Annotated in this window: 14 protein-coding genes; 8 read left to right on the forward strand and 6 right to left on the reverse strand. The window is 51.2% G+C overall.

Annotated features, from left to right (window positions below):
* The first annotated feature begins 12 nt into the window (after nucleotides 1–12).
* The 6 genes from CRG97_RS02850 (at nucleotide 13) to CRG97_RS02875 (ending at nucleotide 7916) form a co-directional block, all read left to right on the forward strand.
* Nucleotides 13–1020, forward strand: a complete 1008-nt coding sequence (locus CRG97_RS02850) for a zinc-dependent alcohol dehydrogenase (RefSeq protein ID WP_098741666.1) — start codon at nucleotides 13–15, stop codon at nucleotides 1018–1020.
* A gap of 349 nt (nucleotides 1021–1369) precedes the next feature.
* Nucleotides 1370–2593 carry a family 8 glycosyl hydrolase gene (locus CRG97_RS02855; RefSeq protein ID WP_098741667.1) on the forward strand — a complete coding sequence of 408 codons (1224 nt, stop codon included), beginning with the start codon at nucleotides 1370–1372 and terminating at the stop codon, nucleotides 2591–2593.
* Nucleotides 2594–2868: 275 nt separating this feature from the next.
* Entirely contained in the window at nucleotides 2869–5274 is a 2406-nt protein-coding gene (gene abnB, locus CRG97_RS02860; RefSeq protein ID WP_098741668.1) for an arabinan endo-1,5-alpha-L-arabinosidase AbnB, read from the forward strand.
* A 304-nt stretch (nucleotides 5275–5578) separates the two neighbouring features.
* On the forward strand, nucleotides 5579–5983 hold the full coding sequence (locus tag CRG97_RS02865; protein ID WP_076322356.1) for a DoxX family protein: 405 nt from the start codon (nucleotides 5579–5581) through the stop codon (nucleotides 5981–5983).
* 22 nt (nucleotides 5984–6005) lie between these two features.
* Nucleotides 6006–6632 (forward strand): nitroreductase family protein, encoded by a 627-nt coding sequence (locus CRG97_RS02870; RefSeq protein WP_098741669.1) that lies wholly within the window; start codon nucleotides 6006–6008, stop codon nucleotides 6630–6632.
* 174 nt (nucleotides 6633–6806) lie between these two features.
* Complete coding sequence (locus tag CRG97_RS02875) at nucleotides 6807–7916, forward strand: hypothetical protein (protein ID WP_237566269.1); 1110 nt, start codon at nucleotides 6807–6809, stop codon at nucleotides 7914–7916.
* A gap of 123 nt (nucleotides 7917–8039) precedes the next feature.
* On the opposite strand, the gene CRG97_RS02880 is transcribed toward CRG97_RS02875, so the two are convergent.
* The 6 genes from CRG97_RS02880 to CRG97_RS02905 all read right to left on the reverse strand — a co-directional run bounded on the left by CRG97_RS02880 (nucleotide 8040) and on the right by CRG97_RS02905 (nucleotide 12545).
* Nucleotides 8040–8474 (reverse strand): DUF6376 family protein, encoded by a 435-nt coding sequence (locus CRG97_RS02880; RefSeq protein WP_098741670.1) that lies wholly within the window; start codon nucleotides 8472–8474, stop codon nucleotides 8040–8042.
* Between the two features lie 81 nt (nucleotides 8475–8555).
* Nucleotides 8556–9053, reverse strand: a complete 498-nt coding sequence (locus tag CRG97_RS02885; RefSeq protein ID WP_098741671.1) for a hypothetical protein — start codon at nucleotides 9051–9053, stop codon at nucleotides 8556–8558.
* A 263-nt stretch (nucleotides 9054–9316) separates the two neighbouring features.
* On the reverse strand, nucleotides 9317–9967 hold the full coding sequence (locus tag CRG97_RS02890; protein ID WP_098741672.1) for an amino acid ABC transporter permease: 651 nt from the start codon (nucleotides 9965–9967) through the stop codon (nucleotides 9317–9319).
* A 42-nt stretch (nucleotides 9968–10009) separates the two neighbouring features.
* Nucleotides 10010–10669, reverse strand: coding sequence for an amino acid ABC transporter permease (locus CRG97_RS02895; protein ID WP_098741673.1), 660 nt, complete (start codon nucleotides 10667–10669; stop codon nucleotides 10010–10012).
* Nucleotides 10670–10804: 135 nt separating this feature from the next.
* Nucleotides 10805–11614, reverse strand: a complete 810-nt coding sequence (locus tag CRG97_RS02900; protein ID WP_076322350.1) for a glutamate ABC transporter substrate-binding protein — start codon at nucleotides 11612–11614, stop codon at nucleotides 10805–10807.
* A gap of 157 nt (nucleotides 11615–11771) precedes the next feature.
* Nucleotides 11772–12545 carry an amino acid ABC transporter ATP-binding protein gene (locus tag CRG97_RS02905; protein WP_098741674.1) on the reverse strand — a complete coding sequence of 258 codons (774 nt, stop codon included), beginning with the start codon at nucleotides 12543–12545 and terminating at the stop codon, nucleotides 11772–11774.
* Nucleotides 12546–12692: 147 nt separating this feature from the next.
* On the opposite strand from CRG97_RS02905, the gene CRG97_RS02910 reads away from it, so the two are divergent.
* Nucleotides 12693–13874 carry an acyltransferase gene (locus CRG97_RS02910; RefSeq protein WP_098741675.1) on the forward strand — a complete coding sequence of 394 codons (1182 nt, stop codon included), beginning with the start codon at nucleotides 12693–12695 and terminating at the stop codon, nucleotides 13872–13874.
* Nucleotides 13875–14100: 226 nt separating this feature from the next.
* The gene (locus CRG97_RS02915; protein WP_098741676.1) at nucleotides 14101–15750 is read left to right on the forward strand and encodes a cellulase family glycosylhydrolase; all 1650 of its coding nucleotides are present in this window, start codon (nucleotides 14101–14103) and stop codon (nucleotides 15748–15750) included.
* Nucleotides 15751–15765 lie beyond the last annotated feature (15 nt).

The following is a 15765-nucleotide window of genomic DNA, read 5'->3' on the forward strand; positions in this document are numbered from 1 at the left end:
GGAGGGTTCATATTGAAAGCTGTTACCACGATTCATGGAAAAGTGATCGTTGATCAAATCGAGAAGCCGGCTGAATTACCGGCAGGTCATGTGCAGATTCGTACCGAATACTCGGCGGTCAGCCCGGGTACGGAGATGATCTTTATTCGAAGAGCATCGGATCAAAAAGTCATTATGGGTTACAGCGCTGTTGGAATTGTCGAAGACATGGGGGAAGGCGTGCAAGGGCTAACCGTTGGTCAACGGGTGGCCTGTTATGGGGCTCCTTACGTGCGTCATGCCCAGTGGCTTACGGTGCCTTCCAACCTAACAGCGATCGTTCCGGATGGGGTGGATCCGCAGGAAGCGGCATTTGCGGGACTCGGAGCGATAGCGATCCATGCCCTGCGGGTAGCGGATCTTCGTTTTGGCGAATCGGCCGTGGTGGTCGGGCTGGGCATTCTGGGGCAGATCATTGCCCAGATCGCGCACGCGGCAGCTTGCCCGGTTGCGGGATTTGACTTGAACCCGGAGCGGGTACAGGGAATGAAGCGGCATATTGCCTATGCCTACGATAACCAGGGGCAGCTTGAGGAGCAGATTCAGCGAATGACCGGCGGGCATGGAGCCGACAGTGTCATTCTGTGTGCAAGCGGCCCCGGGGAAGAGCTCATTAACTCTTCGATGACATGGATTCGGGATAAGGGGAAAATCGTCATTGTCGGCGATTTGTCTATGACGTACGCGCGGGACCGGATGTTTGGCAAGGAGGCGCAGGTGCTCATATCGCGAGCAGGCGGCCCGGGCCGGTATGACGCAAGTTATGAACTCCGAAATACGGATTACCCGATCGGCTTTGTCCGCTGGACGGAAGGCCGAAACATCGCCGAGTATATTCGTCTGTTGGCGGAAGGGAGAATATCGGTCAAACCGCAGATCTCGCATGTGATCCCCGTGGATGAAGCGGACAAGGCTTATGAGCGGTACGGCCCCGGATCAACGACGCTGGGGACGATATTTAACTACGCGGACAACGCGTGAATCCTGGGAATGGGATTCGCGTCAAAGGAATTGTAAATAGAAAGAAATCATGATAGCTGTCTTTCCGAGCAGTGATGGCACTGCAGAAAGACGGCTTTTTGCGTGCGTCGGGATCCGATCCGCCAAACTATTAATTTACAATAATATACAATTCTATTATACTAATAGTAGATATGAATAATATCTCATGTTATATGGAGGTAGTTACATATCTAATCTTCTTGGGATTTATACATATAAGCAGCATTCCTCGTTTCCATCGATTTTGGAAGGGTGGTGGTTTATTCGAAACCGTTTTACCTGTAGCGGTAATGGCTTTCCAATTCGAAGAACAAAGGAGCGAAGCGTGATGAAAGTATTCCGAAATTCGATCATCCGTAAGTCGGCTGTGTTGTTCTGTGCTGTTCTACTGATCTTGCCAGCCGGATTGTCTCTGGCGGCCAACAAGCCGTTTCCCCAGCATACGTCGTATACGAGCGGTTCGATTAAACCAAACAATGTGACGCAGTCAGCGATGGACAATGCGATCAAGAACAAATGGAACAGCTGGAAAGGGTCTTTCCTGAAGCCTGCAGCGACAGGGCAATATTACGTAAAATACAATTCGGCGGGCGAGACGGTGTCCGAGGCTCATGGCTACGGGATGCTCTTCACCGTTCTGATGGCGGGATACGACAGTAATGCCCAGTCGTATTTCGACGGACTTTACCGCTATTACAAGGCGCATCCGAGTAATAACAATCCGTATCTGATGGCTTGGAAGCAAAACAGCAGCTTTCAGAATATAGGGGGAGCCAATTCGGCAACGGACGGCGATATGGACATTGCTTACGCACTCCTGCTTGCGGACAAGCAGTGGGGAAGCAGCGGATCGATTAATTACCTCCAGTCAGCTAAGGATATTATCAATGCTATCATGAGCAATGACGTTAATCAGTCCCAGTGGACGCTGCGCTTAGGCGATTGGGCAACAAGCGGCATCTTCGACACCGCCACGCGGCCATCGGATTTCATGCTGAACCATATGAAGGCATTCCGTGCGGCTACCGGCGATGCCCGTTGGGATAACGTCATTAACAAAACCTATACCATCATCAACTCCATCTATAACGGCCACAGCTCCAATACTGGCTTGCTTCCGGATTTCGTAGTCAAGTCGGGCAGCAATTATCAGCCTGCGGAAGGGGGATTCCTTGAAGGGGCGAATGATGGAAAATACTATTACAATTCCTCCCGGACTCCTTGGCGGATTACGACCGACTATCTGATGACCGGCGATACGCGTGCGCTGAATCAATTGAACAAGATGAACACGTTCATTAAATCAGCCACAAGCAGCAATCCTGCCAACATCAAGGCAGGGTATAACCTGAACGGCACCGCGCTGGTGACTTATAATAGTGGGGCGTTCTATGCTCCTTTTGGCGTAAGTGCGATGACTTCGTCCAGCCACCAGAGCTGGTTGAATTCGGTATGGAGTTACACGGCGAACGCATCCGCAGAGGGATATTATGAGGAAAGCATCAAGCTGTTCTCGATGATCGTGATGTCGGGGAACTGGTGGACATATTAAACATCACGCCCCTTAAGTTTAAGTAATTATAAAATAAAACCCTGATCCGTTACGGATCAGGGTTTTTTAGTTCTTTCCTACCAATAAGTAAAAAATAATAAGAGTTTGCATTGATATTTCATATCGAGCAATGTTAATATCTTATTAAATATAAAACGTTTTATATTAATGTGAATTAAATGCAGCTGAAGGCTTTAACTATGGGCATTGACATTTTGGTTTTTCTTTTATGAAAGGGTTTACAAAAATGAAATCGGGAACGAAGGGAGAATCGTATGCACAAGAGCATGCTGCGTAAGACGGCTGTGGCAGGGATAGCCGCAGTTTTACTGGTTGGAGGTTTAGGCTCTGCAGGTCAAGGACCTTCGGCGAGCGGTCCGGAGGTATACGCGGAGGCAGCGCCGCTAAAGAAGGGGGAGAAGGCGCCTATATTCCGAGAGGCATCCGTTCATGATCCGTCCGTCATCAAGACAGGGGATACATACTATGTGTTCGGTTCCCACCTGGCCGCCGCCAAATCGAAGGACCTGATGAGCTGGGACATGGTGGCGTCGGGGGTCTCGAATGGCAACCCGCTGATTCCGAACGTGACGGAGGAATTGAAGGAAACGCTGGAATGGGCACAGAGCGATACCTTGTGGGCAGCCGATGTGATTCAGCTGGCAGACGGCAAATTCTATATGTACTATAACGCCTGTAAAGGGGATTCCCCGCGATCTGCCATGGGGATTGCGGTTGCAGATCAGATTGAGGGGCCTTATAAGGATACGGGCATTATTCTGAAATCCGGCATGTGGGACGAGATCAGTGAGGATGGAACCATCTATGATGCAACGAAGCATCCGAATGTGGTGGACCCGGATGTGTTCTTTGATAAGAACGGCAAGCTGTGGATGGTATACGGCTCCTATTCCGGCGGGATTTTTATCATGGAGCTGGATCCGAAGACCGGAAAACCGCTGCCTGGGCAGGGATACGGCAAGAAGCTGCTCGGCGGTAACCACAGCCGGATTGAAGGGCCGTACATGCTCTACAACCCGGTGACGGATTATTATTATCTGTATCTGTCCTATGGCGGATTGGATGCGGTTGGCGGCTACAATATGCGGGTCGTCCGCTCCAAAAATCCGGACGGTCCTTTCTACGATGCGGAGGGTAATGATATGAGAGAGGTGAAGGCGGATCCTTCCCTTCCGCTCTTTGATGACCGGTCGATTGAGCCGTATGGCGTGAAGCTGATGGGGAACTACTTGTTTAAGCGCTTGATCGGCGATCCGGGAACGGGAATTGGCACGGGGGCCGTATCGCCGGGCCATAACTCCGTCTATTACGATGAACAGAATGGAAGAACATTCCTTATTTTTCATAGCCGCTTCCCGCAGCGGGGGGAAGAGCATGAAATCCGGGTGCATGAATTGTATATGAACCAGGACGGCTGGCCGGTATCCGCTCCATACCGCTATGCGGGTGAAGAAGCCAAGGAATCCAAGAAAATCACGCCGAATGATGCGGCTGGAGACTACAAGCTGATTCAACACGGAAAAGATATTTCGTCCGTCATCAAAGAATCGGTGCCAATGGAGCTTCATAAGAACGGCAAAGTCACGGGTGAAGCAGAAGGCACATGGAAGATCAGCGGAAAGCGGGATGTGCAGCTTACCCTGGATGGAAAGAGTTATAAAGGCGTATTAACTCCGCAGTGGGATCCGGAAGCGAAGCGGCAGGCGATGACCTTTACGGCCCTCGCGGCCGATGGAACCGCCGTGTGGGGTGTTCGTCAGTTTGATCGGAGCGACAGGGAACAAGTGGATGCTGTGCAGGAGGACTTGTTCCTCGGGGATGTGAACGGGGTGTTCTACGATCTTGATTTGCCGTCAGAGGCTTCCGGCGGTGCGGTCATTCGCTGGGGTTCCTCTCATCCCGAGGTTGTATCAGCCGAAGGTAAGGTCCATCGTCCTGCTGCCGGGGCCGGGGACGCGAAGGTGACGCTGACCGCTCAGATAACGAAGGGTAAAGTGAAGACTTCCAAAGCCTTTGACGTGACCGTGTTGCAGCAGTCGGCAGGGCCGTTGCTGCTGAATTATCCATTCAGTGAGAATGAGGGTGGCTCGGTATTAGACAGCTCGGATAATGGATTTCACGGCAAGGTCCTTGGAGGGGTCCAGTGGAATGAGAAGAGCCGGCAGGGAGGCGGAATGGACTTTGGCGGGACAGACGGCTACATTGAGCTGCCGAGTCGGGTTACGGATACAGAGGACTTTACCTTTGCGGCTTGGGTATATTGGAAGGGTGGAGCACCCTGGCAGCGAGTGCTGGACGTAGGGAACGGACTTGCCAGGCATATGTTTCTGACACCATCCCAGCATTCGGGCGTTCTTCAATTCACGCTGCATGGCAGTGAGGGAGACCAGAGCCTCTTGTCAAAGGCACCGCTGCCGAGCCATGAATGGACGCACGTTGCGGTCACGCTGCAAGGGAATACCGGTAAGCTGTACGTGAACGGTCAAGTCGTTGCATCTGGTGATCATATGAAGCTGAATCCGAATGAACTACTGGCAACGGAAGCTTATTTAGGTAAAAGCCGTTTTGCGGCCGATCCTTATTTTAACGGGAGCTTGGATGAGGTGCGGATTTATAACGAGGCGCTAACCGACAGCGAAATTCAGAAGCTGGCGGAATGACTTTACACAATGCAATCATGAGTTATGGGTTATGAGTTTTGCGTGCAGACTACCGTCTGCGCGCTTTTTGTATTGGCGTTTAAAATAACGGTTGACAGAAGGATGTATATCATATATCTTAATATTAAGTTAAGCGACTATATAAAAGTTAGTTGGTTGAAAGGAGTAAGTTTAAAGTGTTCAAACGTTAGCGAAGATGAAGCAGATTAATCATTCTATATGTATATATCTTTAAATTAAGATATCGATGAACGGTATCGATGAATTTCTATAAATAATGAAAATGAATATGGAGGCGTATAAAATGGCTATAGATATTGGATTGTTGTTACTTCGTTTGGTGGTTGGGTTGTCGTTCATGGCGCACGGTGCACAGAAGCTGTTTGGATGGTTTGGTGGTTACGGGCCAAAGGGGACAGGCGGCTGGATGGAATCGGTTGGCATTAAGCCTGGTGTCGCAATTGCGGTGTTGTCAGGTCTGATGGAGCTGGTTGGCGGGCTGTTGTTTGCTGCCGGATTTCTCACGGTGCTTGGCGCAGCGCTGATCACGCTAACGATGCTGGGTGCAATTGTGAAGGTGCATGGCCGGAACGGGTATTGGTCTACAGCGAATGGATATGAGTATAATCTGCTGTTGATCGCAGTCGCAGTTGCACTGGCACTCACGGGTGCAGGTGCATATTCACTGGATGCGGTAATCTTTAACTAATCGATAATGGGGGCTTGCAGATATGAGTGATCTGACAACATTAATTAAGAGCCGGAGATCGGCTAATCTGTTTATGGAAGGGATTGAAATCCCGGATAAGGATTTGAATGATATATTTAATGAAGTTAAATATGCTCCTTCGGCTTTTAATTTGCAGCATACACACTATGTTGTAGTTAAGGATCCCGATATCAAGCACAAAGTTTATGAAGCTGCCAACAAGCAGCATAAGATACTCACCGCATCGGCCGTTGTCGTTGTGCTGGGGAATAAGCAGGCCTACCGGGAAATCGGGAAAATGAACGAGGGATTTCTGAATTTGGGCGTGATCGACAAGCTCGAATATGACAAGACGGTTGAATCCGTCACGAACTTTTATGAAGCGGGCGGAGAATCCTTTATGAGGGATGAAGCCATTCGCAATGCCAGTCTATCCGCGATGTTGATGATGATGGTGGCCAAGGACAAGGGGTGGGATACCTGTCCGATGATCGGTTTTGATCCCGTGGCTCTGCAGAAGGAACTGGATATCCCGGATACTTATGTGCCTGCCATGCTGATCGCGATCGGCAAGGAGGATGTAAGAAAGCCACGTCCCCGGGGCTACCGCAAGCCCGTATTGGAATTTGTAAGCTATAATCAATTTTAAATGATGCATGATATGAGAGGGAGCTCCCGCTGCAGGTCTTTAGATCTGGCGGGAGCTTTTTTTCATCCGCTATGATAAACATTCCTCTCCGTTTTGACGATGATGAATATAAAGAGATCGGTGCAGCGCCAATCCTAAATACGATTGTATTCATTATATATGGGGGTGAACGAAATGAAGACGAGGAAGCGGGCGTATCAGCGATCCGGACAGATCATAGTGCTGGCTGTCATGACAATGATGTTCATGGTGGCATGCACGAAGGAGGTACCAGGATCCATACCGCAAAATAGATCGACTGCCGCCGCGCCGAGCGCAGGAGAAGCTGGGAATCCATCGGAAATGCCGGCAGCGGCAACGGTAAGTTCGCGTACGGCATTCCAGCCGGAAGATCAAAGCCATCACCAGGTTAAGCAAGAAGCGGAGTCGCCAGAGGGGGAGTCCAATTATGACCCGATTGAAGCAGTTCTCAATATGTATGAGGCGCTTCAGGCTAACGATTCTACATTATATTTCCGTCATGCTGACATTCCGAGCGTTCGTATGTCCCCCGCCAAGCTGAAGGTGTTATTCGAAGAGGCTGGCAAGCGCGAAGTGAGACCGGAACGATTCAAGCTTTTTGATAGAGAAGGGCTGGATCGGGAGAGCCGTCAGATGTTAGCTCTTACGTACGGCAGCCAAGCCGAGATTGTGCTGGAAGAGCTTAGTCAGGGCGATCATAACCTGTGGTTTGTGACGGCGTTTACGGATGGACTTAAAGTGGTGGAGCAATCCACGGTCTACCCCGGAGCCTACGAGCTTGGAAGAGAGGCGACAATGGAAGAACTTATCGCGATAGAGATCCAGCATACGGCTGAAGATAGGGCGTTTCTTGCGGCAAAAGCGAAGCAGCCTGTATGGAACCCGGTGCAGACCGTTTCCTTACTGTACCAGGCAGCGCAGGCGGAGGATGCAGAAACCTTTTATGCGATGTCGGGTGGGAGCGAGGGATACTTTTCGGGTCAGTACGCCCGGGACATGGTGGAATATACGGAATGGATGAAGTCTTTTGAAAGCGTGCAGCATATTTCAATCGGATCGGTTCCGCGGGGGAATATGGCCGGGAGTTATAGAGAAGAATATAATGAACGCTTTGGCGACACATGGCAATTCATTGTGGCTTGGAACCCGAAGGATGAAGCAGGCTACCAAGGGACATACTGGATTATGGCGCCTAGCGAAGACGGAATTCAATATGTGGTAAAGCAGACGCTTACCGCCAATCTGGAATCTTTTTTCAAGTGAGGAATGGAATACATACATAGCGAAGACAAATATAGCAGCGCCGCTCATGAAGTGAACGATGACCAAATCGGGTCACAGTTCAAGAGCAGGGCTGCTATATTATCGTCAATGGGCTTGGCTGAATTACGGCTGAAGATTTTGGAGCATATCCATCGTTTCGTTTATTTTAGTGATGGTTTGAACGATGTTGGAATTCTGGAAGTCCGTCACTCCGTTCTGGATTTGATCCATGTAGCCGTTGATGTCAGTCAGCAGCGTGTCATTTAAACCGACCAGCTGTTCATGGATGGTCTGCGCAAAAGCAGGGGCTTCAATGCCGTTAAACTCCGAGATCCGGGTTTTCATCGCTTCGAGTTCCTTGGTCAGCGTTTCCTTGGCATCAGTATTCGTGGCGGCTTGCTGAGCAAGCTCCGGAATAGACTCGGCAAATTGGGATGTTTCATTAATAAACGTGGTGGCTTCTTTTGTATAATCCAAAGAATTGTTCACGCTGTCCACCAAGGAGCAGCCGGAGAGAACTCCCAGTACAAGTGAAATCAACAATAATCTTTTGATCATTCTCATCCTCCTGTCGTCTAAACGCAGTTCTTATACGTTGTATACGTATGGCCAGGAGAATGGTTGTGTTTTTTTCGCGGATTAATATTTCCCCAGCAGCCAGCAAATAAGCTTAATCAAACCCGCCAGGATGCCGCTGGACCATGGGCTTTCGACTGAAGGAGCGGGCTTCTCCGGCTGGATGCCTTTCCCCAGCGAAGTCACGTCAACGGATGAGGAGGGACCGGTATTTCCGCATAGATGGGGCTTGAGCTTTTCCCCGCTTTTGTCGGCGAACACGATATATTCCTTGCCTGTTTCAAAGGATTCCCAGCCATTGGAATAAAGAGTGACGGTAGGGGAATCAGAATCTCCTTTCCACCATTCGGCAATCTGGAATACATAGCTGCTGTTGGATATGTCGTCTTTAGGGTTGGACGATGCCAACGTGCCCCTGAATACCTCGTCCGATGTCTTTAATTCTTCGGTAACCTTTCGAGGCTCCGCGCATGACAATGCGGATGCTGTGGAGTGATCTGCGCCAAGCCATAATCCGATAGAAAGGGAGAGGCTGAGCATGATGAGAAACCCTCTTTTCATATTGGGGTCTCCTTTCGGGATGATTATGTATTTAGACGGAGAGGATTTCGCCATGGTTGCAGTTTGTCGGAAATAAATTCGATGCAAAATGGCTGCGAGGAAGCTTAAGTATCGAATTCTTAGTTTCTGCCAGAAGTGCAAATACCCCGCAAGCCAAAATGGCTGCGGAGCAGGATTGAACCTGGGCTCGTATCGCGGGTGTGGTCGCTGTTTTCACGATAATGGTTCGTAGTCCAGGATAGGAGCGGGAACAGCAGGCCAGATTAGATCTGTCTTGCTTCCAGCCGTTTGGCGATAATCGACAGAAGATAATTCAGCGTGAAGTACAGCAAAGACGCAAAAACAAGGGCGGGAATAACATAGTCATAGCTGGAACCGCTAAGAATTTGTACGTTGCGCATCAGCTCAGGCAGCGAAATGATCACGGCGAGCGATGTGTCTTTAATGAGCGAGATGAACTGGCTCACCATGGGCGGGGACATCCGGCGCAGCGCTAGCGGGAGAATCACGTGCCGCAGTGTCTGCATATAAGAGAGACCCGAGGCCCGGGCCGCTTCGATCTGGCCTTTATCCACCGATACGAGGCCGCTGCGGACAATTTCGGCGATCATGGCTCCTTCAAAAATGCTCAGGCCGACGACGGCCGCCCAGAAAGTGGGAATTCGAATCCCGGTCTGCGGCAGAACCATGCCGATGAAGAAAATGATCAGCAGCAGCGGCAGATTGCGGATTATATCCACCAAAAAGGCCGTTGTCCTCGACAGGAAGGGCGTTTTCGTATATCTCACGGTCCCGAGCACGGTTCCAATGATGAAGCTGAACACAATGGATAAGCCGGCAACCTGCACCGTGATCCAAAAGCCTTGAAGGAGATATCGCAGATTCGGCCAGGAGTACGCACCGATAAAATCCATCTCATGCCACCTCCTGTTTATTAGGCACACTTGCGTTTAATGTCAATTGCTTCTCGCAAAGCGGCGCTCCATATAATGGACGGCCAGGCTAAGCGGTATGGTCAGGAGCAGGTAGAACAGGGCTACAAACGTATAGACGGGAATGCCTTTGAACGTGCTCAGGTTAATCAGATCGGCATAATACATCAGGTCGAGTCCGGCGATAACGCCGAGGACCGAGGAATTCTTGACCAAATTGATCAATTGGTTGCCGATGGCCGGCAGTACGATTTTGATCGCCTGCGGAAGAATGATGTAGCGCATATTCTGGATATAACTCAGCCCGGAGGAGCGGGCCGCCTCCGACTGTCCGGAGGGTACCGCCTGAATCCCCGCACGAATGGCTTCGGCAATGAAAGCAGCCGTATACACCATCAGCCCGAGCGTACCCGAAGTAAACGGGTCAACCGGTATGCCGAGAGAGGGCAGGCCCAGGAAAAAGAAAAAGACAACCACCAGGAGCGGAATGTTGCGGATAAACTCTACATAGATGGTGCCGATGGCTTTCAATATGCGGAATGGGGCAATCCGCAGGATGGCGATCAAGGTGCCCAGCACCAAGCTGCCGATCAATCCAAGCAGGCTGGCGAGAATGGTCTGGCCCAGGCCAGCCATGAATTGATCCCAATGCTCTACCAGAATGTTAAAATCCCACAAGGTCAAAATGCCTCACCTCCAATGGGGGATGATGATCGGGTGGCTGGTCGAAAGAAGCCAGGCAGCTCCGCCCCGCAATAGGGAGGAACCTGAATGGAGCCATGACGTCTTAGGACCGGCCCGACCATTACATGCTTGCGGTTATTCCGGTTTCACGCCCATCCATTGCTCATACAATTTGTCGTATTCACCACTATCCTTCAGCTCCTTCAACAGCTCGTTGACGGTTTTCACAAACTCCGGATTTCCTTTTTTGATGGCCATGCCGTATGGTTCATCCGTAAAATTGCCGCCGACCAGCTCAAAGCTCGGGTCCTGCTGCTGCATGCCGAGGAGGATGGAATTGTCGGTGGTCAGGGCATCCCCCTGTCCCGCCTTGAGTGCGGTGAAGGCGTCCTGATAATTCTCGAATTCGAGAATGACGGCGTCGGGCGCTTTCTCACGAATATTTTGCGCAGAGGTAGAGCCCTTTACCGTGAGCACCTTCGTATCCTTGTTCAAGCTTTCCAGACCCGTGATCGGGCTTCCCTTCTTCACCAGCAGCGATTGGCCGGCTTCAAAATACACATCGCTGAAGTCCACCTGCTCCTTGCGCTCCTCCGTTATGGTCATCGTGGCGATAATGATGTCGATGTCCCCGTTCTTCAGCATGTCGATCCGGGTTTTGGAAGTAACCTCCTTCAGCTCGACCTTGGTCTCGTCACCCAGAATCTTTTTGGCCAGCGCTTTGGCGATGTCGATATCGAAGCCCTCCACATTTCCGGTGGCAGGGTCCTGCAGTCCGAACAGCTTCGTATCATATTTCACGCCAGCTACAAGTTTGCCGCGTTTTTTGATCGCCTCGAGGGTGTCCGTATTGCCGGAACCCCCGCACCCTGATGCAACCAGCATCATCACTAACACCAGAAGGGCCGCACTCCACCTGAAAGGCCTCGTAAATCTTTTCTTCATACACCAGATCCCCCTTAAAGATATGAATTCTCTGAACAAGCAAGCTCTAACGGCGCGTTGTCCGAGCGTGAACTTCTTGTCTCTTGCAGCAGCCACCATGACAATTCTAAAAAGCAAAACGGCAATTCCTTTTCCGCCCCTACGCACCAAGCCCGGGTTAGTGATGCAGCAGGCGGCTCAGGAACGCCCGTGCTCTCTCTTCCCGCGGCTGATTGAAAAAATCGGAGGCGGGTGTATCCTCGATAATCCGGCCTTCGTCCATAAAGACGATTCGATCCGCGGCTTCGCGGGCGAAGCCCATCTCATGGGTAACCACGGCCATGGTCATGCCTTGGTGGGCGAGTGAACGCATGACATCCAGCACTTCGCCGATCATCTCCGGGTCAAGTGCGGACGTTGGTTCATCAAACAGCATGATCTTCGGGTTCATGGTCAATCCGCGGGCAATCGCCACCCGCTGCTGCTGACCACCGGAGAGTTGGGAAGGATAGCTATCCGCTTTGTCCGCAATTCCTACTCGCTGCAGGTACGTCATCGCTTTTTCCGTCGCTTCCGCTTTGGACATCCCCAGCACCTTCATGGGTGCGAGTATGATGTTGTCGATCACCTTTTTGTGCGGATACAGGTTGAAATGCTGGAAGACCATCCCGATATCCCGCCTGAATGTATTGATGTCGATCTTTCGATCATGCAGCTTAACGCCATTCACGACAAGCTCGCCATCCGTAATGCTTTCGAGCCGATTGATACACCGCAGCAGCGTGCTTTTACCGGAGCCGGAAGGTCCAACGATGACAACCACTTCCCCCTGGGAAATGGTTAGGTCGATTTCTTTCAGAACATGGAAGGTTCCGAAAAATTTGTTGACGCGGCTAAATTCAATCAGTAGAAATCCCCTCCTATTCACTTCGAATTGAACGCTTGCATGCATGTAAGCTTGTGACCTGTCTTGGTGCCAGGCCCTTTTTACACTGGTATGGCAAAGGGAGCTTGTTCCATGCCACTTTTAGGAAAATTTAGTATCCAAGCGGTGGGGAGTGAGATATAATAGGGTGCGTATTCATATGAAGGAGGCCACATGGATAAACGTGCAAAAATAACTGAAATCGACCTGGTTCGGGGCTTTGCGATGATGGGCGTGCTCATGGTGCATGCGACATCGTTCGCCACAGTTCAGATGCGCGGGGACGATTTTTTTGGCTTGTATAACTTCCTGAACATATTCTCGAAGGTTGGAACGACAACTTTCATATTTCTGAGCAGCTTTGTGCTGTTCTATAACTATTATCACCGCCCGTTCAAAGGCCGTGACTTGGCAAGGTTCTTCAAGAACCGGCTGATGTATATTCTGGTGCCGTATGTGCTGTTCTCGGTTTTGTTCTTTACGGTGGCTTGGTATCATCGCGGGGGCGAGCCCGATCTGGCGGCAATGCTGGAGAGCTTCTGGCCCAAGCTGGCGACGGGGAAATCCTACACGCATTTATATTTCATCTTCATTAACATCCAGTTCTATCTGCTGTTCCCGCTCGTGCTGATGCTACTGAAGCGATTCCGCGGCTTCGCGGCGGTCTGCGTGCTGGTCGGCATTGTACTGCAGTGGGTGTTCTATATGGGCAATGATGCCTGGTGGGACGTAACGAACCGGAACAGCTGGTCGCTGTCGTTTCTGTCGTATTATTTTCTCGGGGCATGGATCGGCATTTATTATGACCGGGTCAAGGATTGGCTGACTTCAGCGCAGCATGCCGCAAGACCGGCCCTGCGCAAGCTGGGCTGGGTCGCGCTCTGGGCGATATGGCTGGGCGCCGCCCTGGTGCATATCGGCCTGCGATACAATCAGCGGCTGCTAGGGACGGAATATCACCCGCTGCTCTACGATGCTTTCTGGAATGTGCATACGTTAACCACTGCCCTGGTCATGCTCCAGGTCGCGCTGGTTTTCGGAAATAAGAGGGTATGGTGGTTGAACGGATTCAGACGGCTTGGGGTGTATTCCTTCGGCGTTTATCTGGTGCATCCGCTAGTCCTGCTCTTCTACCGGGACTTTCCTCCGCAGACGGAGAATTCCTGGCTGATGCTGGCTTGGTATGCCGGCGGGTTTGTCAGCGCACTGGCGGTTTCGTATGTGGTGGTCTACAGCATTAGCCGTCTCGGGGGCTGGACCTGGATCTTCTTCGGCAAACTGCCGGGCAGCTTGCGGACGGGAAGATCACCAAATCCTCCTGTTCCGGCTCAGCCGGTTACGGAGGCATCATCGTAAGTTCGATAAGTGGAAAAGGCGCAATCTTCGCAAAGAGGAGAGCGCCTTTTCTTTTTGCCCAAGTGGCGATATTTCAGAATGATTCCCTGATTTTCGGAATGAGGCTTATCATCTGGGATGTCATGCTATATTTGGTTTGATACTCGGTCTGTGGGTGGTACGAAGACGTTGCTAAGTACAGGTCAATTACATTCGTTACAGACATGAAAAGCGAGGGAGTGCCAATATGAAGGATAGCAGAGATTCCTTAGTAAGCGGTTTCATAAAGGCGGACGGCAAACGCATAGTTAATGGAGATGGTCAGGAAATTCTGCTGCAGGGAGTCGGGCTTGGCAGCTGGCTGCTGCCGGAAGGGTACATGTGGAAGATGCCGGAGCAAGGAGACCGACCTCGGCGCATCGAAGGCATGGTTAGGGACCTGATCGGTGAGGAAAAGGCGGCGGCTTTTTGGGAAGCCTATTATGAGCGTTATATCGCGGAAGCCGATATCCGGCAGATCGCTGCCGAGGGCTTTAACTCCATCCGGGTGCCGATCAATGCCAGGTTTATGATGGCGGAAGGACAGCAGCCGCCTTTTGTATATCACGAAGGCCATTTGAAGCTCATCGATCGGGTGATCGATTGGTGCAGGACGTATTCGCTGTATGTTATTCTGGATTTGCATGGCGCGCCAGGCGGACAGACTGGCGCGAATATCGATGATTCCGAGCGGGATTTGCCGGAGCTGTTCACAGATCGGCTGAATGTGGAGCGAACCGTGGCGCTGTGGCGTATGCTGGCAGAACGCTATAAAGACGAGTGGATCGTGGCCGGTTACGACCTGCTTAACGAGCCGCTGCCTGACTGGTTCAGCGAGTATCATGATCGGGTGATGCCACTGTATAAGGAAATCACTGCGGCTATACGCGAAGTGGACAAGCGCCATATGATCATTTTGGAAGGTGTCCACTGGTCAACGGACTGGAGCATTTTCGACGAGAAATTTGACGATAACCTGATGCTGCAGTTCCATAAGTACTGGAATAATCCCGACACGGAGAGCATTCAGAAGTATCTGGATCTTCGCGAAGAATGGAATGTGCCGATCTTCATGGGTGAAGGCGGCGAGAACAACCCGCAGTGGTATACGGGCGCATTCCGGATGTTCGAGGATCATAACATATCCTGGAACTTCTGGACCTGGAAGAAGATGAACACTCAAAACTCGCCGTTCTCGATCCGCATGCCGGAAGGCTGGGAGAAGCTGACGGGTTACCTGGAAGGCGGAGAGAAGCCCTCTTCAGCCGAAGCGGAAGCGATTCTGGGCGAATATCTGGATCATCTTCCACTGGCAGCTTGCGATGTTTATCCGAACGTATCCCGGTCACTGCTGCGCCGGCTACCTATTCAGATTCCGGCAGAGTTTTACGGATATCGGGGTGAGGGTGTCTCTTATCATATTGAGATGAAGGCCAGTCAGGATATCGGGTTCCGGGTTCATGACGGTGTTCCGATGCGGATGATGACGGGCAAGGTGGAGAAACCAAGCTACGCCCCGGAAGGCGGCAAGCCATGGATAGAGGATAACCTGGTATGCGTGCAGCTCCGGGAGGGAGATTGGCTCGCTTATGATGCGAATTGCGCTTCCGCAGACGTTTTTCATCTGGACATTCGGGGACGGATTCCCGAGGGAACGGTGGATATGATGCTCCAGATCGGGGATCGGGAGCCTGAGCTTATCTCCTTGTCGGACTCTGGCGAAGGACAGTGGCGCATCCATAGGGTGGCTGAGAATATGCCGATTGTGGAAGGCCCTGTGGATCTGGTGTTCATGGTGAATAAGGGCCGAATCGAGCTGGATTGGCTGGAATTTACCGAAGCGCGTTTAAATTTATAAGTTGAAGGGGAGATG

It is taken from the genome of Paenibacillus sp. EZ-K15 (assembly GCF_002573715.1).
Lineage (GTDB): Bacteria > Bacillota > Bacilli > Paenibacillales > Paenibacillaceae > Paenibacillus_AQ.